Source organism: Lentzea sp. NPDC005914 (assembly GCF_040629405.1).
In the GTDB taxonomy this organism is placed as follows: domain Bacteria; phylum Actinomycetota; class Actinomycetes; order Mycobacteriales; family Pseudonocardiaceae; genus Lentzea.
This window is the reverse complement of the sequence record NZ_JBEXVQ010000027.1, coordinates 1-20,143: the sequence shown is the minus strand read 5'-3', so window position 1 is coordinate 20,143 and position 20,143 is coordinate 1. Positions and strand designations below refer to the sequence as shown.

Genomic DNA, 20,143 nt, shown 5'->3' with positions numbered 1-20,143 from the left:
CTGTTCTACTCGAAATGAGGCATGAGCCGGTCAATCATCGGCAGGTCCAGTTTGCTGGGGCAGCGCGGGTTCATCTCTGTGCCAGTCGAAAACATCGAACTGCCTCCGCATCCACAGGTCCAGGAGGTTCTCGACTTCGGCTGGCACCGGGCCGTAGTTCGACTCGGCGTCCACGGTCTGAGCGTGGTGCCCGCGCCGGCCTTCGGCCAGGTGCTCGTGGATCGCCATCGACTGGAAAGGCAATGCCTGGCCGTGGTCTACATGCATTTCCAGGTAGGGCAGGCACAGCAACGCCGTCAGCCCGGTATGCAGCTTGCCCTGCGGTACGAGTTTGCGCGTCGAGGCCAGGTCGTAGTCCGACAGCCAGCGGTTACCTGACATCCAAGGCGTGAGGTGGATCGCGATCACGACGGAGAGTTGGTCGGCGTCGGTTCGATCGAACGGGGTGACGTTGCTGAAGGACAACAGTGAGCTAACTGGTGCGGGGATGTACTCGCCCAGGAAGGAGTGCTGGTCGAACAATGTGCTCGGGCCACATTGACGCACGTGGCTGACGAGGTCGAGCAGGGTGTCCACCTCTGGCAGCCACGGCCAGTTGTCGGGCAACCTCTCCACCTCTTCGAGGCCTTTGCGGTGCAGGTTGCGTATTGCGGGGCGGTACTCGGGATCCAACCACCTGGTGACCAGCAATAAGCGCACGACACTTGAGGTTGCGGGATGCTGCGCGTCACACATCGCGGTGACGTGGTGGAGAACGGCCCGGTTCACGATCGACGTGTTCGCGGGAAGACTGTCCTGCAGGGACCTTCTCAGCAACTCCTTGCGTTGCCCTTGGTTGTAGGCATCGCTGTCCACAACAGACGTGATGATCCTGGCGACGATTTCCGCGATCACCTGGGGTCGTGGCGTGACATAGCCGAGTGCGTCCGTCGCGAAGTCGACGGCGTCGTCCGCCAATGCGGCGAGCAGAATCTCGTCAGCGCCGTCCTCGGCGTTGCGGTCGTGCAGCTGCAAGGCGATCCGGGAGATCACTTCCCAGGGGACTTGCTCGCTCTTCGGCTTCAGCGCCTGCCACAGCTCCTGGGCGCTGGTGTGTTTGCGCACCAAGTGCTCAGCCGCGAAGTATTCGAGGAACGTGCGATGGGTGAACCCGAATTGAGGTTCGGTTCGCGTTGCTCCTAGGTCTGTGAGGATCCATGCACGTCCCGTGCAGAACTCCACGAAGTGTTCAGCTGCCTCCAGCGCCTCATCAGCGTCGAAGGACTTGGACTCAAGGTAATCGGCAAGTAACTGCACGATCCGGCTGCGAGGCTGTGGCGCCCCGGATTTCTTCGCGGTGAACTGGTGCCACGCCAGGTGTTGCACCGCGCTGCGCAGGCGGCCGTGGAACTGCACTGGCAACGAAATGCCGCGCATCTTGTCCCACCGGTCGAAGAGCATGAGAGCGCAACGTTCGTAGACCTGGGCCAGGTTGTGCGGCAGGTAGTGTTCGCTCGAGTACATGGCGCACAACAGCGCGAGCAGAAGCGGGTTCCGCCGCAAATCTTCGATCGTTTTGCTTTCACGCAGGAAGGCATCGGCGAGTTGCCGACGTTGGTGGCTCGGTGTGCTCGCGTCCAGCGCGAACCAGCGCACCGCGTATTCGGATACCTGGTCTGGGGCGAAGTCCTCCACTGTGCCCTTGGCGAACAACGACTCGCTGAGCGGTGCCTCGCCGTAGCCGATCTTGCGCGCGGTAACCACGACGGGAGTCAGCGGAAACTGGTGTGCGAATCCCTCGACCAGCCGGACGACTCGGCGGCGGAGCTCGGTTTCGACGAGTTCGTCGAGTCCGTCCAGCACCACGACCGCGCGGCCGTTGCGCAACAGGTATTCCAGAGCGTCACGTGGCGGAGCGAGGTTGTACGGGTCGCGACATACATGCTTAAGGTACTTCAGCAGCTCCCGGCCGCCCTCACGAAACCACGAGGTGTGGTCGCGCAGTACCAGCAAGAACGGAACGCGGCCGTCAGGTGCCTTGGCCACGTCATAGGTCAACTTGTTGGCCAGCGTGGACTTCCCTGCGCCGGGGTTGCCGAGCAGCACGGTTCGCCTGCCCGGCAGCGTCAGCTGCTCAACAGAAACGCTGAGCCTCACCGTCGGCCGCACGTACAGCTCGTCGTATGGCACGGATCTACTGACCCCGATGTGGGGTAATCGCATTACGGCGTGCATCGCAGCGATCGGCCTGCGCAGCTTCCGGGCGTATTCGTGGAAGTCTTCCAGTGATGTTGCTCGTCGGAGAACGAGTGTGTTGTTCCTAGCTGCGGTCGCCAGATGTGCCACCGCGACCGCGGTCTGGGTGTCGAGTGCGTTCGCACTCAACGGATCTACAGCTGTCAAGGCGTCCAGGACTTCCTTTGGATCACCGGAGGCGCCGGACAGGCGTAGACCTTGGACGATCTGCTCGCGCAGGTCGGCGGCGAGACCAGAGTCGAGATCACCTCGCATCGTGCGCCACAGCACGACTTGCCTGGTCACCTCAGCGAAGTCCGGCGAGTCCAGGTAGTTGAGCAGGGGTGGGGAGATGGCAGCGGAGCGGGCGGGAACGAGCTGATTGAGCGTGGGTGAGAGTTGGTTGCTGACGGTGGCGACGACCCGGATGACAGCTGACTCGATGCTCGCCATCCGGGTCTCCTATCCGCTACGAACCGTCCTTCAGTCGGGATAGCACATCCGGCAGTGTGCCGGTATGCACGACGCCGAGTCGTTGCGTCGCACGGGTCAGCGCCACGTACAGATCCGAAGCGCCACGGGGAGATTCCCCAAGAATTCCAACCGGATCGACAACAACGACCGAGTCGAACTCCAGGCCCTTGGCGTCGGTCACCCCCAGCACCACGACCTGCGCCTCCTCCAGGTCGTTGCCCATCGACGACCCCGGCACCCCGGCAACGATCGCCGAGCCCACCGACGGCAGCAGCGCGGCGGGCACGATGACCGCCACCTTGCCGTCACCGACGGCGGCGACCTCGTCGGAGATCAGAGACGGGAGCTCGGAGACCAGTGACGGCACCGAGGAAACCCAAGGCGGCACACCGGTTTCGCGCACGGACGTCGGCGGGACCAGGGAGGAGTCGACGGACGCGAGGACGTCTGCGGCCACCTCCATGATCTCGGCCGGGGTGCGGTAGTTCACCGACAGCTCGGTCAACCTCCACCGGTTCTGCACGTACGGGGACAGCACGGTGTCCCAGGAGGTGGCGCCGCCGATGTCGCCGGTCTGGGCGATGTCGCCGACGACCGTCATGGACTTCGACGGGCAGCGGCGCATCAGGGTGCGCCAGGCCATGGCCGAGAGTTCCTGGGCCTCGTCCACGATGATGTGGCCGAATGTCCAGGTGCGGTCGGCGGCGGCGCGTTCCGCTGCGGTTTCGTAGCGGTCCACGCCGTGGCGTTCGGCCAGGCGGTAGGCGTCCATCAGGTCCGTGGCCATCAGGATGTCGGGGTCGGCGTCGTCTTCCAGGTCGAGGATGTCGAGGACGCCCTGGGCGTATTCGATGGCCTGGCGGCGCTGGCGTTCGGCGCGGGCCTTGGCCTCCGAGTCGTCCTCGCCCAGCAGTTCGGCCGCCTCGTCCAGCAATGGGACGTCGGCCGGGGTCCAGTCGTCCGACGAACGCTGCAGCAGGTCGCGTTCCTCGCGCGTGAACCGCGACATCGCGCGGTTGCGGCGCTTCGGGTTCGCGTAGAGCTCGGAGAGCAGCGAGAACGGGGTCAGCACTGGCCACAGCGACGAGATCGCGGCCTGGACCTCCTCCGACTCGCGGAGCTCGCGGCGGATGTCGTCCATGTCCGCCTTGTCGAGCAGGTGCCCGCCGAGGCGACCGGCCACCATTCCCGCCAGCGTCGAGATGATCTCGCGGGCGAACGTGCGGCGGGCCTCGTTGTGCGGGCGGCGGGTCCGGCGCGCCCTGCCCCGCGCGTCGGAGATGGCGCGGCGATCGAGGCGCAGCGTGTCGTTGTCGAAGCGGATCTCGACGGACGGCGGGGCCTCCTGGCGGTCGCGCACGGCCGCGGCGATCACGTCGGCCATCTGGATGCGGCCCTTCACGGCCGCCGCCTCCGCGGACTCGCGACCCGTGGCCGTCAGACCTGGATAGAGCTCGCCGACTGTGGACAGCAGGACGCCTGTCTCGCCGAGGGAGGGGAGGACCTGACTGATATATCGCAGGAACGTCGTGTTCGGGCCGACCACGAGAACGCCGCGTTTCGCCAGCTGTCGACGGTGTGTATACAGCAGGTATGCGGCGCGATGCAGGGCTACCGCGGTCTTGCCGGTGCCCGGACCGCCCTGCACGACGACGACGCCGTTGAGCTCGGAGCGGATGATGGTGTCCTGCTCGGCCTGGATCGTCGCGACGATGTCGCTCATCTGGCCGGTGCGCGACTCGTTCAACGCCGCCAGGAGCGTCGCCTCGCCGGTCAGGGACTCGCTGCGGGACACGTCGGCCGAGTTGATGTCGAGCACCTCGTCGTCGAGGCCGATCACCTTGCGCGAGCGGGTCCGCAGGTGGCGGCGCCGGCGCACGCCGTCCGGGGACGCGGCGGTCGCGAGGTAGAACGGCCTGGCGGCGGGAGCGCGCCAGTCCATCAGCAGCGGCTCGTATTCCTTGTCCTCGTCGAACAGACCGATTCGGCCGATGTAGAAGCGGTCTTCGTTGTGGAAATCGAGCCTGCCGAACGCGAGCCCGTTCTCCACCGCGCTGTACTGAGCCAATTGATCTGTGTACATCGCGACCGAGGTGTCGCGTTCTGACCGCATCTGGTGCGTGCCGCCAGTTTGTCGCAACGATTGTGCGAGTCGTTTCGACGTCTGTTCACGGAGGTCGTCGAGCCGGCCGTACAACATGGCCACGTATTCCTGCTCCGGCTCCATTTCGGCGAGCCGGAGGTCATCGGAGGGGCTTGACAACTTGCCTCATTTCTCGATATAATGCGGCGTCGGGTTTTAATCCCGTTCCGCATCTCCTTGCCCGCACCCCGTTCGTGTGAGCGCAGACTGTCTAATCTACACGCAAGTCAGTGTGATGCAGGTACGCCTTCCGCAGCAGTGTGGTGAGTTCAACGCGCTCGGACACGGTCAACGGCGCCAGCAGCTCCTCTTCATGCGCACGAGCCGTCTCCAGTCGCTCGTGCAGGGCCCGCACACCCGCGTCCGTGATCGACACGGTGAAGCGGCGCCTGTCTCGTTCGTCCCGTTTGCGCTGGGCGAACCCACGTCCCTCGAGATCGTCGAGCACCGACACCAGGTCGCTGGCGTCCATCCGCACGCCGTCGCTGATCCGCTTCTGCGCCACCGCCTCCTGCTCGGCCAGGAACGCCAGCACCGTCACGTGCGGCGGACGCAGGTCGCCCCGCGCCAGCCGGCGGGCTTCCCTGACCAGCTGGAGCATCAGGTAGCTGGGCAGCCGCAGAAGCTGATCAATGCTCATGTCCTCAGCATAGAAAAGATCTGTCCCCCGATCGTGGATAGCGCTGCGTGATCAACCGCCCTGGCGGAGGTCCAGGAGGGTGAGCGTTGGGGTGACGTTTCTCCGCAAACCACCTGGGAACGGCATGGTGGGGGTATGACGCGTGCGGAGATCGTCCGGCTCGCCCGTTGTGTGGTGCGCAGGCCGAGGTGGCAGCTCGTCCTCGCGGTCCTGCTGTCCGCGTGGACGCTCGCCTGGGTGCTCGGCCAACTCGCCGACACACCCCTCACCCCGCTCGGCGTACTCGCCTGGACCGGTATTCCCCTCGACGCGGCCTCCATCTGGGCGCAGGAACGGGAGAGCGTTCTCGCCTGGCTCGCGACCCTCGGCGGCCTGAGCTGGGCCGCCACCACCGAGCAGGCTCAGCTGCCCGCGCTCGCCGGCTGGTTCGCGGTGCTGATCGCGGGAGAAGCAGCCGGATACGAACACGCGGTCCAGCGCGCGATGCTCAGCATGGTCGTGTTCTTGATCATCCTGGCGGCCGTGTCGCTCACCGGCCGCAGGGCGTTCGTCGTCGACAAGATCGCCGTCATGCCCAGGGACGTGATGCGAGCGGGCGTCACAGCCGCCGTGCTGACCGCCGTGGTCCCGCTCATCGCTCCTGGTCTGGCCCTGACGCGTCTCGTTAGGCCCTATGTGACGAAACCTCCGAGGCCTCTGCGACGGGTTGAGGCACCCCTGCTGAGGGAAACCGGGTGAGGTGAGCGACTACCTGCCACCCCCGGCACCTCCGCGCAGTGCTCTGACGCTGCGGTTGTGGCTCGCCGGGTTTGGCCTGGTCTTCAACTCGGTCGCCGGGTGGCTGGCACTCAGAGCTGACCTCGCGTGGCTCGGGATCGTGCTTTTACTACTCGCCGTTGTCTGCGTTGTGGACTTCGGTTGGGTAGTTCACCGCAAACGGCGTGGAGATCCAGGCTGAAACCTGTCGGGAACCTGTGCTTGGGCTTAGCGGGTCGTATGGATAAAGATGTTCGCGTGCATGAAGACCCGGCCAAAGGCAGGTTAGCCAGGGTGATGCGTCGACAGCCGGTGCAACAGCGTGGCGCGGCTACTGTCTCCGCGATCCTGGACGCTTGTGCGAGCCTGCTGAACGAATACGACTACGACGACATCACCACGGCGCGCATCGTCGATGTGGCCGGAGTGCCCATTGGTTCCTTCTATCAGTACTTCCCGGACAAAAGATCCGTTGTCCACGCTCTGGCACTTCGCGGGATGGAGACCTATCTCCGCGAGGTCGAGGAGCTGTTCGCCACGGACCTCCTCGCCGAGACGTGGCGTGAGGCCATGACGCAGATCGTCAGCGTCTACATGCGGATGCTGACGGAGGTGCCCGGCTTCGGCCGGGTGCGGTTCAGCGACATGCTGGACAGCCACCGGCTCGACTCCAGTGTCGACCAGTACGAACTCATGGCCGAACGGCTGGCGGAGATGTTCGTCAACCGCTTCGGCGCGCACGGCGACGCACCGGTGATGCTCACCTTCCGGATCGCCGTGCAGACCGCGGACGCGTTGTTCAAACTCGCCGAACGCGTCGACGAGGACGACCGCGCGTACGTGGTCGGCACGGCGAACGAACTGCTCACCACAATGCTGGGATCAGTCCTGGACGGTCAGGTCGCTCAGAGTCCGTAGGCCTCGAGCATCCGCAGCCAGACCTCGCTGATCGTCGGGTACGAGGGCACCGCGTGCCACAACCGGTCCACGGTGACCTCCCCGACGATCGCGACGGTCGCCGAGTGCAGCAGCTCGGCCACGTCCTGGCCGACGAACGTGACGCCGACCAGCGTCCGCGTGCGCTCGTCCACGACCATCCGGGTCCTGCCCTTGTACCCGTCCGCGTGCAGCGACGAGCCGGCGACCGCGATGTCCAGGTCGACCACCTTGACCTCGCGACCGGCCTTGCGCGCCTCCTCCGCGGTGTGCCCGACGAACGCCACCTCGGGGTCGGTGAACACGACCTGCGGCACCGCCACGTGGTCCGCCCACGCCTGCCCGGCCGACCACTGCTTCGGCTCGAACCCGCGCGACCGCTCCAGGATCGCCGAGCCGGCCGCCCGCGCCTGGTACTTGCCCTGGTGCGTCAGCAGCGCCCGTCCGGTGACGTCACCCGCCGCGTACAGCCAGCGTCCGTCCACACCGGACACCAGACAGCTGTCGTCGATGGTCAGCGGCTTGCCGTCCTTGGTCGCCGGCACGCGTCCGGTCGCGACGAGGATCTCCGAGCCCTTCACGACCCGGCCGTCCTGCAACGTCAGCGCACCCGGCGCGATCGCTGACGCACGAGCGTTCAGCAACACCTCGACGCCGTCTTCCTGCAGACCCTCGACGACCAGCGGCCCGGCGAAGTCCTCCAGGCGCGGCAACGGCCGGTCGCCGGACACCACCAGCGTCACCTTCGACCCGAGCCGCGACCACGCCTGCGCCATCTCGACGCCGACCACACCGCCGCCCAGCACCACCAGCGAGTCCGGAACTTCGCGCGCTGACGTGGCATCCCGCGACGTCCACACAGGAGTGTCGGCGATGCCTTCCAGCGGCGGCATCTTCGGCACGCTGCCCGTGCACACGACGACGGCCTGGCGCGCCCGGTACACCTCGTTGCCGACGGTGACCTCGCGCTCGCCGGTCACCTCACCCTCACCGCGGATGACCGTGATGTTCTCCGACTCGGCCCACTTGACCTGGCCGGAGTCGTCCCAGTTGGACGTGAAACTCGTGCGCCGCGCCAGCACCTCGGCGGGGTTGAGCGACCCGGCGTTCACACCCTGGACGCGCCGGGCGGCCGCGAGCGCGTGACCGGGTCGCAGCAACGCCTTCGACGGCATGCACGCCCAGTACGAGCACTCGCCGCCGACCAGCTCCTTCTCGATCATGGCGGTGGACAGGCCTCCCGCGGCCGTCCGCCACGCCACGTTCTCACCAACAGGGCCACCACCGATGACGATGACGTCGAAGTCCATGCCCGCCACAGTAGGCCTCGATCAAGAAAGCCACACGAGGCAGAACGGATGCCCGACGGGGTCCGCGTAGACCCGGAACGTGTCGTCGTTGTCCTTCTGCACCAACCGTGCGCCGAGCTCCAGCACCCGAGGTTCGGCCTCCTCGATGTCCTCGACCAGCACGTCGAGGTGGAACTGCTGCGAGCCGTGCGGATCCGGGAACGTCGGCGGCTGGTACTCGGGAGCGAGCTGGAACGCGACGCGCGTGCCGGAAGCGACGATCACCTGCCAGGTCTCGTCACCACCGGCCAGGCGTTCGGCGCCCAGCAGCTTCTCGTAGAAGGACGCCAGCGCGGAGGGGTCAGGGCAGTCGAGCACCACAGAACGAAGTTGTCCGATCATGCCCCCAACCCTCTACCGGGCGGCGGGCAGTCGCAACGCCTGTTTCGCGATCGGGTCCAGCGCCTGGTCGCCCGCGCCGCCGGACCACACCACGAACGCCAGCTGCACGTGGGAGCCCTTCACGCCGCTCGCGAACGCCGCGTTCTCCAGCGGTTTGCCGTCGAGCCCGTGCACGCCGCCGGACCCCGGCGCGGTGACGATCTTGTGGAACGCGGTCGCGCTCGGCGAGTCCAGCAGGTCGAGGTCCGCCACCAGCACCGTGGCCTGCTTGCCCTGCACGCTCGTCTCGTAGATGGCGCGCTGCAGCTGGCCGCACTCGTTCGCGATCAGCCACGCCTTCGCGTCACCGAACGCCTGGGCCTGGCAGTCCTTGTCCTTCTTGACGTCCTTGGGCACGAACGTCGTGCCGTCCACGACCACCGTCGTCGGCTGGGTCGCCGACGGCACGGGCGTCGCGTCGGCCGGCTTGTCGTCGCCGGGCAGGGCGACCAGCAGCCAGACGATGAGCAGCACCGCGACCAGTGCGCCGATCGCCAGGTACGGCAGCGGAACCTTGGTGGGCAAGCGTTTGCTGCTGATCAACGGCGCGGCCTGGATCTTCGGGATCAGCATCGTGCTGGCGGCCGCGAGATCGGGGGAGACCGCGTCGCTGAACCCCTCGGACAGCAACATCCGCGCGTCCGGCGGCGTACCGGTGGTCTGCAGGATCGCGAGCAGCTTCACCGCGTGGTCCGCCGTGCACAGCACCGAGGACGTCGCGAGCTCACGGGCCGCGGAGAGCAAAGTGGACGGTTTGGGGTGTAGCACCCGCACGCCGCGGTTCAGGTCCGAGGTGGGCTGCACGACCTGGCTCACGAACGGCCCGACCGCCACGACCGTGCTCACCGGCAACGGCTCCGCGCGCATCGCCTGGATCCGCTGCGCCACCGCCGTGGCCGCCGCCACCGCCTCGGTCGCCGGGTTCGCCGCGCCGTCCTGGCTGACCAGCGGCCACCCGTCGATCTTCCACTGTCCGCCCAGCGGTGCCTCGAGCTTCACCGCCGGGTCCGGCAGGTCGACGCCGACGATCACCAGAACACCCTTGGGCAGCACGACGATCGCGTCCAGCGGCACAGGGCAGTCCGGTGGCTGCACGCCGATCAGCGCGACTCCACCCAGGGCCGAGGTTCCCGTGCCGCACGCCGTCAGGGCGGCGCGGATGTCCGCCCCAATGGCCGAGGGTTCAGCACCCAGACGGATCAGCCGCACGAGACCCCACCTTTCCGCACGGGGGGACACGGTAGCGGTCTGGGGTCGATCGACCGCAGCCAGTCGAGACGTTGCGTGACACCCGTCACCGGAAAGTGGATCACTCGTTAGATGGATTGCCTGCCTATGTTCACGGAGGGTCCATGTTCAAACGCGCCGCACTCCTCGCTGTAGTGCTCGTGGCCGCCTCAACCCCTGTCGCGACGGCCGCGCCGACCTCGACGGTCTACGTCCACGGCACTGATCTCACCTCCGCCGAACAGGCGGTGGAGGCGGCCGGTCTGCAGAAGCTCACGAGCTTCCGCAAGATCGGCGTCGTCGCTGCTCGCGGCACCTCCGCGCAGATCTCCTCGGCACGCGCCAAGCCGGGCGTCCGCACCGTCGAGGTGGCGAGGGCGGCCAGGTTCCTGGGCTCGTCCGGCACGACCGCCACGCGCAGCGCCGAGGCCCAGCAGTCCTCCGGGCTGACCGGCGCCGGCGTCTCGGTCGCGGTGATCGACTCGGGCGTGGACCCGACGCACCCCGCGTTCGCCGGCGGCAAGATCGTCCGCAGCCTGAAGAGCCTCTGCGTCGCGGACGGGTCCACGGACACCAGTTGCATCGTCCCGGTGCCGAACATCGTCGACACCGACACGACCTCGCTGGGCGGCCACGGCACGCACGTCACCGGCATCGCGATCGGCACGCCCTACAAGCTCGCCGACGGCACCCAGGTCGGCGGGTCCGCGCCGGGCGCGAAGGGCGTGGTCATCTCGACCGGCGCGGCGATCCTCATCCTCGGCGCGGACGCCGCGCTGAACTGGGTGCTGGAGAACCACAACGCCCCGTGCGGCGCCGGCGTGCCCGCGGCGACGTGCCCGCCGATCAAGGTGATCAACAACTCGTATGGTCCGACTGGTGGCGGTGCGTTCGACCCCGAGTCGGTGACGGTCAAGCTGCAGCGTCAGCTCGTGGCTGAGGGCGTCGTCGTCGTGTGGGCGAACGGCAACGACGGCGGTGACGGCACCACCAACCTGTCCAACCCGCCCGGTATCGACCCGACGCCCGGCGTGATCTCGGCGGCCTCGTACAACGACCAGGGCACGGGCACCCGTGACGGCGCGGTGTCCGACTTCTCGTCGCGCGGCCTGAAGACCGATCCCTCGACCTGGCCGGACATCTCGGCGCCCGGTGAGAACATCGTCTCCGCCTGCCGTCTGTACCTGCCGATCTGCTCGACCGGCCTGGCCCCGCAGAACGGTCCGGGGCTGCTGGACCTCGGCACGTACAACACCATCAGCGGCACGTCGATGGCGGCACCGCAGATCGCCGGCATCGTCGCGCAGCTGTTCCAGGCCAAGCCTTCCGCGACCCCCGCCGACATCGAGCGGGCGCTGAAGTCCTCGGCCCACAAGTACGGCACCGGCTACCAGCCCGTGGGTCCGTACACGTCGTCGTTCGACAAGGGCACTGGTCTAGTCGACGTCGTCGCCGCGGTAAACGCTCTGTAGATCACGATCACGCATCACTCGGCCGGGGAGATCGGGACTTAAGACCTGTATCTGCCCCGGTCGGGTGATGATCGAGCTGGTTCTTATGGCGGACATGGCTCAAGTCAAGGCAGAATGCAGCGAACGGGCTTTCACGGTGATCACCTCACTCGGCAAAGGCGTAGGGGAAGACGTCCCTCGTCGAGTAGCGGAGGTCAGCAGTGAGCACCCGTGGCAGCACCAGTGGCGTGGTCTACGTCCACTCGTCGCCGTCTGCGGTCTGTCCGCACGTCGAGTGGGCGATCTCGGGCACCCTCGGTGAACGAGTCGACCTCAGATGGGCAGCGCAACCCGCGGCACCAGGCCAGTTGCGCGCTGAATGCGCATGGACCGGAGACGCCGGTACCGGCGCGAAACTCGTGGCTGCGCTGCGCGCGTGGCCAATGCTTCGCTTCGAGGTGACCGAGGAACCGTCCCCCGGTCAGGACGGCGAGCGCTTCTGCTTCGCGCCCGTTTTGGGCCTGTGGCACGCCCGCACGTCGGCCAACGGTGACATCGTGGTCAACGAGGACCAGCTCCGCGCGCTTGCGGTCAGAGCCCGTGGTGGTGAGTCCTTCGCGCACGGCGTCGACGAGCTCCTCGGCGCGGCGTGGGACGACGCGCTGGAACCGTTCCGGCGCGCGGGAGACGGCGCGCCGGTGACCTGGCTACATCGGGTCGGATAGTCCTGAGTGGACCCCGCTACCGTTTGGGCAGCGGGGTTTCCTCGTGGCGCGTGGGATCCCAGGCCAGCATGAGCTGCCCGTAGAGCGCGGACGTCTTGAGCAGGTGCTCGTGGGTGCCGAGCAGGGGCTTGCCGCCGTCCATGACCAGCACGCGGTTCGCCCGCAGCGCGGAGCTCAGCCGGTGCGCGATCACCACGAGAATGCCGTCCCTTTGGGCGAAAGCTCGTTCGACCCTGGCTTCCGCCGCGGGGTCCAGATGTGAGGTCGCCTCGTCGAGGATCACGACGCTCGCGGACGTGACGTAGACCCGCGCGAGTGCCAGAAGTTGCGCCTCACCAGCGGAAAGCCCTTCGCCCGCGTGGCCGATCGACGCGTTCAGGCCGCCGAGCCGGTCCAGAAGTGGTTTGGCGCCAACCTTTTTCACCGCTTCGACGAGATCGGAGTCCGTCGCCCACGGCGCGAGCAGCGTCAGGTTCTCCCGCACGGTGCCCGTGAACAGGTACGTCTCCTGTGGAATCAGCGCGACGGCGTGGTGCCGGACCTCGGGAATCACCAGGTCGACCGGTGCGCCGCCGAACAGGACGCAACCGCCGTCCGGTGGCATCAGGCCGGTCAGCAGACTGGCCATTGTGGACTTGCCGATGCCGGACGGCCCGACCACGGCCAGGTGGTCGCCGGGACGCAGGCTGAGCGACAGTCCGCGCACCACGGGTTCCGCGTCCGGGCTCCAGCCGAACGTGACGTCCTTCAGCACGAACTCGCCGTTCGACGGCGTTTCCTCGCCGGTCTCCTTGACGTCCTGCGGCGCGGCTTCCTGGAGTCGTTTGAGGGCAACCATCAGCCGCATCACGACGGTGCTGGTGGTGCGGGCCAGGCCGTGCAGCGCGGGGTTCACGCTGCTGGTCAGGTAGACGACGGCTGCCAGCACCGCGCCCGTGGTCAGCCGGCCCGATGCGACGAGCGGGGGAGCGAACGCCACCAGCAGCACGATCGGGGCGAAGCCGCCGACCGCGATCACCGTGGCGCGCAACGAGTTCGCCCAGGCGACGCTGACGGTGGCCCTGGCCTGCTGGTCGATCTGCGCGGCGATGTCCTCGTAAGCCTCCTCGGACGCGTTGCAGGCCGCGACGTCGCGAAGTCCGGTGAGCACCGCGCCGGCCGCTTCCGCTGTGCGTTCGTCGGCCATCACGACGTCGCGTTGCCGCTTGGCCAGCGAGGGAAGCATGAGCGCGAACAACACCAGTGCCGCGACGATCGGCAGCACCACCAGCCAGATCAGCGCGGCCGCCGTGGTCGCGAGACCGATGAGCGCGGCGACGGTGGTGACCAGAAGTGCACGGGCCTGCACCAGAACGCCGGCGGTGGCGTCGCGGACGACCTCGACGTGCCGCGTGATCATGGCCACGGCGCTTGCGTCCGGGGTCCGGCGGTGCGTCGGGTCGTTCAGCACACCTTTGACGACCTGCGTGACGAGGGCGTCGCGCATGGGTTCGACGACGTCGCCGAGCCTCGCGAACACCTGGCGCTGGCCGAGCGCTCCGGCGACCGCGAGTGCGGCGAAGGCGAGCAGCCAGAGGACGCCGGACAGCGGATCTCCCGCGGCGAAGCCCTTGTCGACCGCGGTGCCGACGAGCTTGCCGCCGAAGAACGCGGGCACGCCTTCGAGCATGGACCAGCCGAGCAGGATCAGGACGCCTCTGCGGTGTCCTGCCAGCGTGGAGAGGTAGAAACGCATCACTCGCCCCCGGTGAACACGGCGCGGTAGTCCTCGTCGTCCCACAGCTCCTGGTGGGTTCCGGTACCTCTGAGCCGGCCGTTCTCCAGCCACACCACGACGTCCGCACGCGCTGCCGTCGCCGGCCGATGTGTCACGACGACCCGTGTCCGGCCTGGTAGCGCCGTTGTCAGCGCCGCGTCCACTTTGGCTTCCGTGACCGTGTCCAGGCTGGCCATGGCGTCGTCGAGCACCAGGACCTCGGGGTCGCGGACGATCGCGCGCGCCAAGCCGATCCGCTGGGCCTCACCACCGGACAGGGGAGCGTCGGACACCGGTGTCTCGTAGCCCTGCGGCAAGCGGATCAGCACGTCGTGCACCTGGGCGGCGACAGCGGCGTCACGAACCTGGATCTCGCCGGCGTCGGTTCCATAGCCGATGGAACGGCCGATCGTGGTGCCGAGCAGTGCCGGACGTTCGAACGCGTACCCGACCGCGCCGTCTCTGGCCACCGTGCCGCTGTCCACTGGGGACAGTCCGCCGAGCACCGCGGCCAGCGTCGACTTGCCCGCGCCGGAGCTGCCCACGATCGCGGCGAACGCGCCGTCGGGGATCGTGAGGCTGACGTCGTGCAGGGCGCCGTCGACGCTGACGCCGCGGAGCTCGATTCCCGTGCTGCTGAGGAGTGCGGGGCGATGTGGTGGCGGGGTGTCGAGGACCTCGGCGATCCTGGTGGCCGAGGCGCGGGTGCGTTCCAGCACGGTGAGCTGCGTGATCTGGCCGACGATGCCCATGCCGAGCGCGGTGTAGCCGAGTGCGGCGAGCACGTCACCGGTGCTCAGCCTGCCTTCGAGAATGCCGAAACCGGCGGCGGTGAGCACGGCCAGCTCCACGACGGGCAGCAGAAGTCCCGCGCGCCACATCATCTTCGCCTGGGTGCGCCACATGCCGCCGCCGGCGGCCGCGAGGCGGGGGAGCGGCTGCAGCACACGTCCGGCCTCGCGGTCGGCGATGCCCGCCGCGGCGATCGTGTGCCTGCCGGCCACCGCGTCGAGCAGGCGGGCCGAGATCTCGCCGGAGACCTCCTGATAAGCCAGCACGTCGTCGGCGGTGAGCTGCATGTGCGTGCGCACCAGGAACATCGCCAGCGGCACGCTCACCGCGAACACGGCGGCGAGCCGCCAGTCCAGCAACGCCAGCGCCACGATCGCGCCCACCGACGACACCACGGTGATGATCAAGGACATCAAGGTGACCACGACGCTGCCCGCGTTGCCGCAGTCGCCGGTCAACCGGCTCACTGCGTCGCCCGCGGCGAAACGGGACGGATGACCGAGCGCGAGAAGGTGGCGGGAGAGCCGTTTGCGCAGCCACGCCGTGGCACGGGCGGTGATGCTCGCGGCGAGCACGATGCCGATCGCGTCGCCGATGATCTCGGTGCCTGCCAGCAGAAGCAGCCACAGGACGGTGACCAGCACGAACTTCCCGCTCAACGCCATGTCCACGGCACTCGCGAGCGCCGTGGGGAGCAGCAGGCCACCGGTTGTCGCCACAGCGGCGTTGAGGAGCAACAACCACGGGCGGAAGTCACGTCTGACCGTGGAGAACAGCAGAGCGTCACCGGGTTTGGCCATCGCTGTTCCTCCGGGAGTCGTCAGGGCGCATCATGAGCGAGGGCCCGACAGCTGGCCGGCTGCCGGGCCCTGCAGTTGGCGGGTGAGCGGCATACTTCGCCTATGCCGCTCACTCACCGCGGTGTTTCAGTTGAGGCGATGTCAGCAGGCCAGCAGGCTGACGGTGGAGTGCGAGCACGGGAGCAGCAGCGACGCGTTGGACGCGGTCGTGGAGCCGCCGCCACCGCCGCCGCCCGACGCCATCGCGTTGCTCGGCGCCTCGGGGGTCTCGAGCTCCTGCATGTCGAGGATGAAGCCCATGATGATCTCCTTATTTAGAGGATCTTTCGGGGGTTACTGCTACCGGTCCGAGAGGACCGGGGCCTGAGCCCTTCCGAGGAAGGGAAGTGGTGGACTTCCGTCCACTGTGGAGGCGATGGCGAGCAGCACGCCCGCACCACCGGTGTTGAGGTCCATGGAGAGCCTGCGCAGCTGCACGCCGGGGAACGCGAGCCCGTCGCCGAAGCGCACGGCGTGCCAGCCGAGTGCCCGCAGGTGCTTCTGGACCGAGCGTTCGAGCCGTTCGTCCGGCGTGGTCCTGATCGCGTGGGCGAGGGTGGCCATCAGACCGGCCCTGCCCAGCGTGAACGCGGGCTGGATGACGAACTCTCCGGTGCAGCCGCTGAGCAGTCCGGGCAGCTTCTCGACGCACGGGCGTTCCGGCGCGACCGCGGCGAACTCGGTGAGCACCATCGCGATTCCCGCGCCGCCGATGCCGACGTACGGCAGGCTCCGGAACGTGCCGTCCCGCACCTGCAGCGAGCCGTCGAGCGCGACCATCGTCTCGGCCAGGTCGCGTTCGAGCGCCTGCTCCGCGAGCTTCAGCCAGCGTCGTTCGGTGGTGTGCTCGAACATCCGCAGGAAGAACAACGCCGGTCCCGACCAGCCGTGCATCAACCCGGCCCGCGCCTTGTCGCCCGGTCCTGGCACGTCGGCCAGCTGCTTCGCGAGCCGTTCTGCCAGCTCCTCGGCCTTGATCGCGAAGCTGTCGTCGTGGCGGGTGTCCGCGAAGTGCAGCAGGTTGAGTCCGATGCCGGACAGTCCGGCGCTCAGCCCGTGGTCCTGCGTGGCGGGAACCAGTGCGGCGTAGCTCTCGACGAGCTCGGTCGCGACGTCGTGATGGCCGAAGTTCTCCAGCACGTGTGCGATGCCGTGTGCGCCGACGAAGAAACCCGGCTGCTTCGGCGGGTCCCGCCGGACGGTCCTGATCAGCCAGTCCTCGTGCTCGGGGTAGCGGCCTTCACCGCTGACGTCGAGCGCGTGCAGCACACCCGCCGCGCCGTAACCGAAGCACGTGCCGCCGACCTCGAACTGCTCGATGTCGCCGGGGAACAGGCGGTCCTGGCGTTGTGGCGTCGCGCTGTGCAGGATCGCCGTGGCGATCTCCTTGCGCACCACCGTCCAGTCCGGGTTGTCCTCGTCGAACTCGGTGAACGCCGGGTCGGCCGGCGGGTCGACGCGCGGGGCGAGCACGTCGATGATCGCCTGGCAGTACTCGCCGGAGAGCCCGAAGCGTTGCTGGATGACCTTGACGTGCTGGGGGAGTTTCGCGGGGGCGAGCTCGAGCACGGTGTTGAGCGGCAGGAAGATCCACAGCTTGAGCGCGGCGAGCGGGTGCTCGTCGATCTCGAAGCCCTCGCGGTCTGCCGGGGCCTGGAAACCGGGCGCGCCCAGCGTGGGCCGGTGCACGTTCTCGATCGTGGACGACAGCTCGAAGTCGATCAGCGAGATCTCGTCGTCGTCATCGACCAGGATGTTGAGCGTGTGCAGGTCGCCGAACACGACCCCGCGCTCGTGGACCCTGTTCATGAGGTCCTCGACCTTGCCGACGAGGGTGAGCGCGCGCTCCCTGTACTCGGCGAGCGTCTCGTCGGTCGCTTCCTTGTGCGTCAGGGGGTAGTTGTGGCCGAGCCACTGCCCGAGCGAGCGCCCCGGCATGAACTCCATGGCCACGAAGAGGTGCTCCCACTCGGTGAAGCGGTCGTACACCTCCGGCACACCCTTGACGCCCTTGAGCTTGGTGAGGATCTCGTGCTCGAGCTCCAGCCGTGCCACGGCGTCGCGGCCCTCGCGGTCGAGCCCGGCGTGCGGCCGCGCCTCCTTGAGCACGACCTCCACACCATCGCTCTTGCGCGTCGCCAGGTAGACGCCGCCGCCGTTGGAGAAGTGCAGCGAACGCTTGATCTGGTACGGGAACTGCTCCGGGTCGCCGGCGTTGCGCTCGGCCAGGTGCGGCGCGAGGAACTCCGGCAGCTCGACCCACTCCGGCACGCTGAAGACCGGCTTGCGCTTGTCCGCGATGAGCTTGCCGTCCGGGCCCTCGATCGCGAGCACCTGCTGGCCGTCGACCTCGAGCCACTGCTCGGAGAACCCGCCGTAGCGCACGTAGAGCGGGCCCTTGCCGTAGCGCAGGTCGCTCAGGATGTAGGCGCCGTGCTGCCCGTCGAGGATCGCGCCGAGCTCGGAGAGGATCTGCTCGAGCTGCTCCGTGCCGGTCGGGTAGATCGTGATCAGCTTGCCGCTGCCCTCACGGGGCGCGTACTTGGAGTTGCGGGCCAGCACGACCGAGATCGTCGGCAGGTACTTGAACGGAATTCGCCGCTCGACGCAGTAGTCGAAAGTCGCCTTGAGAACCGCGCCGGCGTTGTCGAGACCAGCGGAGACGTGGATCTTCCAGCCCTGCTTGGGGAGCTGCACTCCACGGGGGTGCAGGTGACGCCACACGTTGCGCTCGATCTGCACCCAGTCGACCGGGAGCTCGGGCAGCTCACGCGAAAAGTCGTCGCCGGGGAGATCGCTTTCGGTGCTGCTCTGCAGATCGTAGAACCGTCGATCTGCGAAGCAGAACGCCTCGTATCTGAGGTCCACCGAATTCCCTCCTCGGCCCGTTTGCGTTTTGTTTGACGCGGCATATTTCCGCACAATTCGGCGCCTAGGGCCAATCCGCCATTCGAGGTATATGGGTAGCCCGTTCGTGTCCGAATGATGATCGGTTACCAGCGCGTATGTCACGCTTCGTGGCGAGGTTTGGATCCAGCTCACCCGGCTGCGAGGTTTGCTGAGTGGCCAGTCAGCCCACCCGTCTTGGGATTATGCTAAACGGCACTGTATCGTTCCGTATGGGTGCACAGCGGTGAGCTGCGGTATTCCAGGTCGATCGCTACGTATAGTTGGGTGCTGGCAACCGTCATGCACGCGCTGTGTTGTGTGCTCTTTTCGAGTGAAGCTGCTAAACGCTACAAATGCGCGTTTAGTACGGCCGATCGGCGGTATGGGGTAGCCCGAAAGAACTCATTCGGAGTATGAGATTGCGTTTCCTGCTTTATGTAGCAATCATTGTCTTGCTACATGCAAGTTGCATCTGTGTCGAATGTAGTCTTTCGGGTGAAGGTTTATGTTTCGATGCAACGAACCCTTTGTGAGTGGGCCTCGTTATGCGCGCGGGGGTGCGGCAGTTGCGCGGCGTGGGCCGTGTCACTGGCGGCGTGGGCCGTGTGGCTGGCGGCGTGGGTTGAGTGAGTGGCTGGCGGCGTGGGCTGTGTGGTTGGCGGCGTGGGCTGGGTGACTGGGCGGGCGGCTAGGCTGCCTGTGTGGGGAGTGTGGCTAGCCGTTGGTTGGTGCCGGCAGTGGTGGTGATCACCGGTGCCGCGGTGGCCGCCGGGATGGTGGGGCGGACGGTCTACTCGCGGCCGGCCGAGGCTCAGGGGGAGCCTGTGGTGCCCTCGTCTTCGGTGTCCGGGGAGCCGTTGCCCGGGGTCGCTCAGGTTCGGTTGAGTCCTGACTCGTTCTTCCACCCCGATCGGACCGCTGTGCAGGCGGTGCTGCAGAAGTTCTTCGACGCGATCAACGCTCGGGACTTCGCGGCATGGCGGTCGGTGGTGTCTTCGCGGCGGGTTTCGCAGGCTGTTGAGTCCACTTGGACGGCTGCGTATGAGACCACCCGGGATGGTGGGGTGGTGGTGCAGCGGATCGAGTCCGATGTGGTGGCTCGGCGGTTGCGGGTGTTGATCTCGTTCGTGTCCATTCAGGACGTTGCGAAAGCGCCGGTTGCGTTGCCGGAGCGGTGTATTCGGTGGCGGGTTGTTTATGTGATGGTGTGGGAGGGTGGGGAGCTCAAGGTGGATGAGGCGCCTGAGAACCGGACTCCTCAGATGGAGAAGTGCTGACGCGGGTGGGGCGCGGCCTGGTGGGTGGTCGGCTTGCGTTGGGCGAGTTGCGTTCCGTGTGATCCGCGGCTTTGTGGGTGGGGCGCGTTGCGTTGAGCGAGTCACGTTCCGTGCGTGACGCGACCGGGCGGGTGGTCGCCTTGCGTTGAGCGAGTCACGTTCCGTGCGAGACGCGACCGGGCGGGTGGTCACCTTGCTCTGGGCGTGTCCTGTTTAGGGCGCGGGGCTCCGCCCCGGACCCCGCCAATCTGATCAAAGACCAGCCAGCGCCGCTTGCGGGTTGATGGCACGCCT

Annotated in this window: 16 protein-coding genes; 6 read left to right on the top strand and 10 right to left on the bottom strand. The window is 67.4% G+C overall.

Going from position 1 to position 20,143, the window contains the following annotated elements; genetic code table 11:
• Positions 1–30 precede the first annotated feature (30 nt).
• The 3 genes from ABZ345_RS31725 to ABZ345_RS31715 all read right to left on the bottom strand — a co-directional run bounded on the left by ABZ345_RS31725 (position 31) and on the right by ABZ345_RS31715 (position 5,471).
• Positions 31–2,667, bottom strand: a complete 2,637-nt coding sequence (locus ABZ345_RS31725; RefSeq protein ID WP_359856779.1) for an NACHT domain-containing protein — start codon at positions 2,665–2,667, stop codon at positions 31–33.
• 16 nt (positions 2,668–2,683) lie between these two features.
• The gene (locus ABZ345_RS31720) at positions 2,684–4,951 is read right to left on the bottom strand and encodes an AAA family ATPase (protein ID WP_359856776.1); all 2,268 of its coding nucleotides are present in this window, start codon (positions 4,949–4,951) and stop codon (positions 2,684–2,686) included.
• 91 nt (positions 4,952–5,042) lie between these two features.
• Positions 5,043–5,471 (bottom strand): MarR family transcriptional regulator, encoded by a 429-nt coding sequence (locus tag ABZ345_RS31715; RefSeq protein WP_359856774.1) that lies wholly within the window; start codon positions 5,469–5,471, stop codon positions 5,043–5,045.
• A gap of 135 nt (positions 5,472–5,606) precedes the next feature.
• Between ABZ345_RS31715 and ABZ345_RS31710 the strand changes: the two genes are divergently transcribed.
• The 3 genes from ABZ345_RS31710 (at position 5,607) to ABZ345_RS31700 (ending at position 7,145) form a co-directional block, all read left to right on the top strand.
• Positions 5,607–6,209: a hypothetical protein gene (locus ABZ345_RS31710; RefSeq protein WP_359856771.1), complete on the top strand. Its 603-nt coding sequence runs from the start codon at positions 5,607–5,609 to the stop codon at positions 6,207–6,209.
• Position 6,210: 1 nt separating this feature from the next.
• Positions 6,211–6,429 (top strand): DUF6343 family protein, encoded by a 219-nt coding sequence (locus ABZ345_RS31705; protein ID WP_359856768.1) that lies wholly within the window; start codon positions 6,211–6,213, stop codon positions 6,427–6,429.
• Positions 6,430–6,524: 95 nt separating this feature from the next.
• Positions 6,525–7,145, top strand: a complete 621-nt coding sequence (locus ABZ345_RS31700) for a TetR/AcrR family transcriptional regulator (protein WP_359856765.1) — start codon at positions 6,525–6,527, stop codon at positions 7,143–7,145.
• Here ABZ345_RS31700 and ABZ345_RS31695 read toward each other — a convergent pair.
• From ABZ345_RS31695 to ABZ345_RS31685, 3 genes are read right to left on the bottom strand one after another with little or no spacing between them, the layout of a single operon-like run.
• A complete protein-coding gene (locus ABZ345_RS31695; protein ID WP_359856763.1) occupies positions 7,133–8,473 on the bottom strand; it encodes an NAD(P)/FAD-dependent oxidoreductase in 1,341 nt (446 codons plus the stop codon). The genes ABZ345_RS31700 and ABZ345_RS31695 overlap by 13 nt on opposite strands.
• 21 nt (positions 8,474–8,494) lie before the next feature.
• A complete protein-coding gene (locus ABZ345_RS31690) occupies positions 8,495–8,854 on the bottom strand; it encodes a VOC family protein (protein WP_359856760.1) in 360 nt (119 codons plus the stop codon).
• Positions 8,855–8,866: 12 nt separating this feature from the next.
• Positions 8,867–10,102 (bottom strand): hypothetical protein, encoded by a 1,236-nt coding sequence (locus tag ABZ345_RS31685; protein WP_359856758.1) that lies wholly within the window; start codon positions 10,100–10,102, stop codon positions 8,867–8,869.
• Between the two features lie 143 nt (positions 10,103–10,245).
• On the opposite strand from ABZ345_RS31685, the gene ABZ345_RS31680 reads away from it, so the two are divergent.
• Both ABZ345_RS31680 and ABZ345_RS31675 read left to right on the top strand, forming a co-directional pair.
• Positions 10,246–11,592: a S8 family serine peptidase gene (locus tag ABZ345_RS31680; RefSeq protein ID WP_359856755.1), complete on the top strand. Its 1,347-nt coding sequence runs from the start codon at positions 10,246–10,248 to the stop codon at positions 11,590–11,592.
• A gap of 200 nt (positions 11,593–11,792) precedes the next feature.
• The gene (locus ABZ345_RS31675; RefSeq protein ID WP_112263647.1) at positions 11,793–12,296 is read left to right on the top strand and encodes a DUF3145 domain-containing protein; all 504 of its coding nucleotides are present in this window, start codon (positions 11,793–11,795) and stop codon (positions 12,294–12,296) included.
• Positions 12,297–12,312: 16 nt separating this feature from the next.
• On the opposite strand, the gene ABZ345_RS31670 is transcribed toward ABZ345_RS31675, so the two are convergent.
• The 4 genes from ABZ345_RS31670 to lanKC form a co-directional block, all read right to left on the bottom strand.
• The gene (locus ABZ345_RS31670; protein WP_359856752.1) at positions 12,313–14,031 is read right to left on the bottom strand and encodes an ABC transporter ATP-binding protein; all 1,719 of its coding nucleotides are present in this window, start codon (positions 14,029–14,031) and stop codon (positions 12,313–12,315) included.
• Positions 14,031–15,644, bottom strand: coding sequence for an ABC transporter ATP-binding protein (locus tag ABZ345_RS31665; RefSeq protein WP_359856749.1), 1,614 nt, complete (start codon positions 15,642–15,644; stop codon positions 14,031–14,033). Before ABZ345_RS31665 ends, ABZ345_RS31670 begins: the two co-directional genes overlap by 1 nt.
• A 141-nt stretch (positions 15,645–15,785) precedes the next feature.
• On the bottom strand, positions 15,786–15,944 hold the full coding sequence (locus ABZ345_RS31660) for a SapB/AmfS family lanthipeptide (RefSeq protein WP_359856746.1): 159 nt from the start codon (positions 15,942–15,944) through the stop codon (positions 15,786–15,788).
• Between the two features lie 39 nt (positions 15,945–15,983).
• Positions 15,984–18,551 (bottom strand): class III lanthionine synthetase LanKC, encoded by a 2,568-nt coding sequence (gene lanKC, locus ABZ345_RS31655; protein WP_359856743.1) that lies wholly within the window; start codon positions 18,549–18,551, stop codon positions 15,984–15,986.
• A 749-nt stretch (positions 18,552–19,300) separates the two neighbouring features.
• Between lanKC and ABZ345_RS31650 the strand changes: the two genes are divergently transcribed.
• Positions 19,301–19,849, top strand: a complete 549-nt coding sequence (locus ABZ345_RS31650) for a hypothetical protein (protein ID WP_359856741.1) — start codon at positions 19,301–19,303, stop codon at positions 19,847–19,849.
• Positions 19,850–20,143: the final 294 nt, after the last annotated feature.

Bases quoted from the DNA above. Each gene is read 5' to 3' on its own strand.
- ABZ345_RS31715 (WP_359856774.1), bottom strand. From the start codon at position 5,471: ATGAGCATTGATCAGCTTCTGCGGCTGCCCAGCTACCTGATGCTCCAG.
- ABZ345_RS31700 (WP_359856765.1), top strand. From the start codon at position 6,525: ATGCGTCGACAGCCGGTGCAACAGCGTGGCGCGGCTACTGTCTCCGCG.
- ABZ345_RS31725 (WP_359856779.1), bottom strand. From the start codon at position 2,667: ATGGCGAGCATCGAGTCAGCTGTCATCCGGGTCGTCGCCACCGTCAGC.
- ABZ345_RS31670 (WP_359856752.1), bottom strand. From the start codon at position 14,031: ATGCGTTTCTACCTCTCCACGCTGGCAGGACACCGCAGAGGCGTCCTG.
- ABZ345_RS31660 (WP_359856746.1), bottom strand. From the start codon at position 15,944: ATGGGCTTCATCCTCGACATGCAGGAGCTCGAGACCCCCGAGGCGCCG.
- ABZ345_RS31695 (WP_359856763.1), bottom strand. From the start codon at position 8,473: ATGGACTTCGACGTCATCGTCATCGGTGGTGGCCCTGTTGGTGAGAAC.
- ABZ345_RS31680 (WP_359856755.1), top strand. From the start codon at position 10,246: ATGTTCAAACGCGCCGCACTCCTCGCTGTAGTGCTCGTGGCCGCCTCA.
- ABZ345_RS31710 (WP_359856771.1), top strand. From the start codon at position 5,607: ATGACGCGTGCGGAGATCGTCCGGCTCGCCCGTTGTGTGGTGCGCAGG.
- ABZ345_RS31665 (WP_359856749.1), bottom strand. From the start codon at position 15,644: ATGGCCAAACCCGGTGACGCTCTGCTGTTCTCCACGGTCAGACGTGAC.
- ABZ345_RS31690 (WP_359856760.1), bottom strand. From the start codon at position 8,854: ATGATCGGACAACTTCGTTCTGTGGTGCTCGACTGCCCTGACCCCTCC.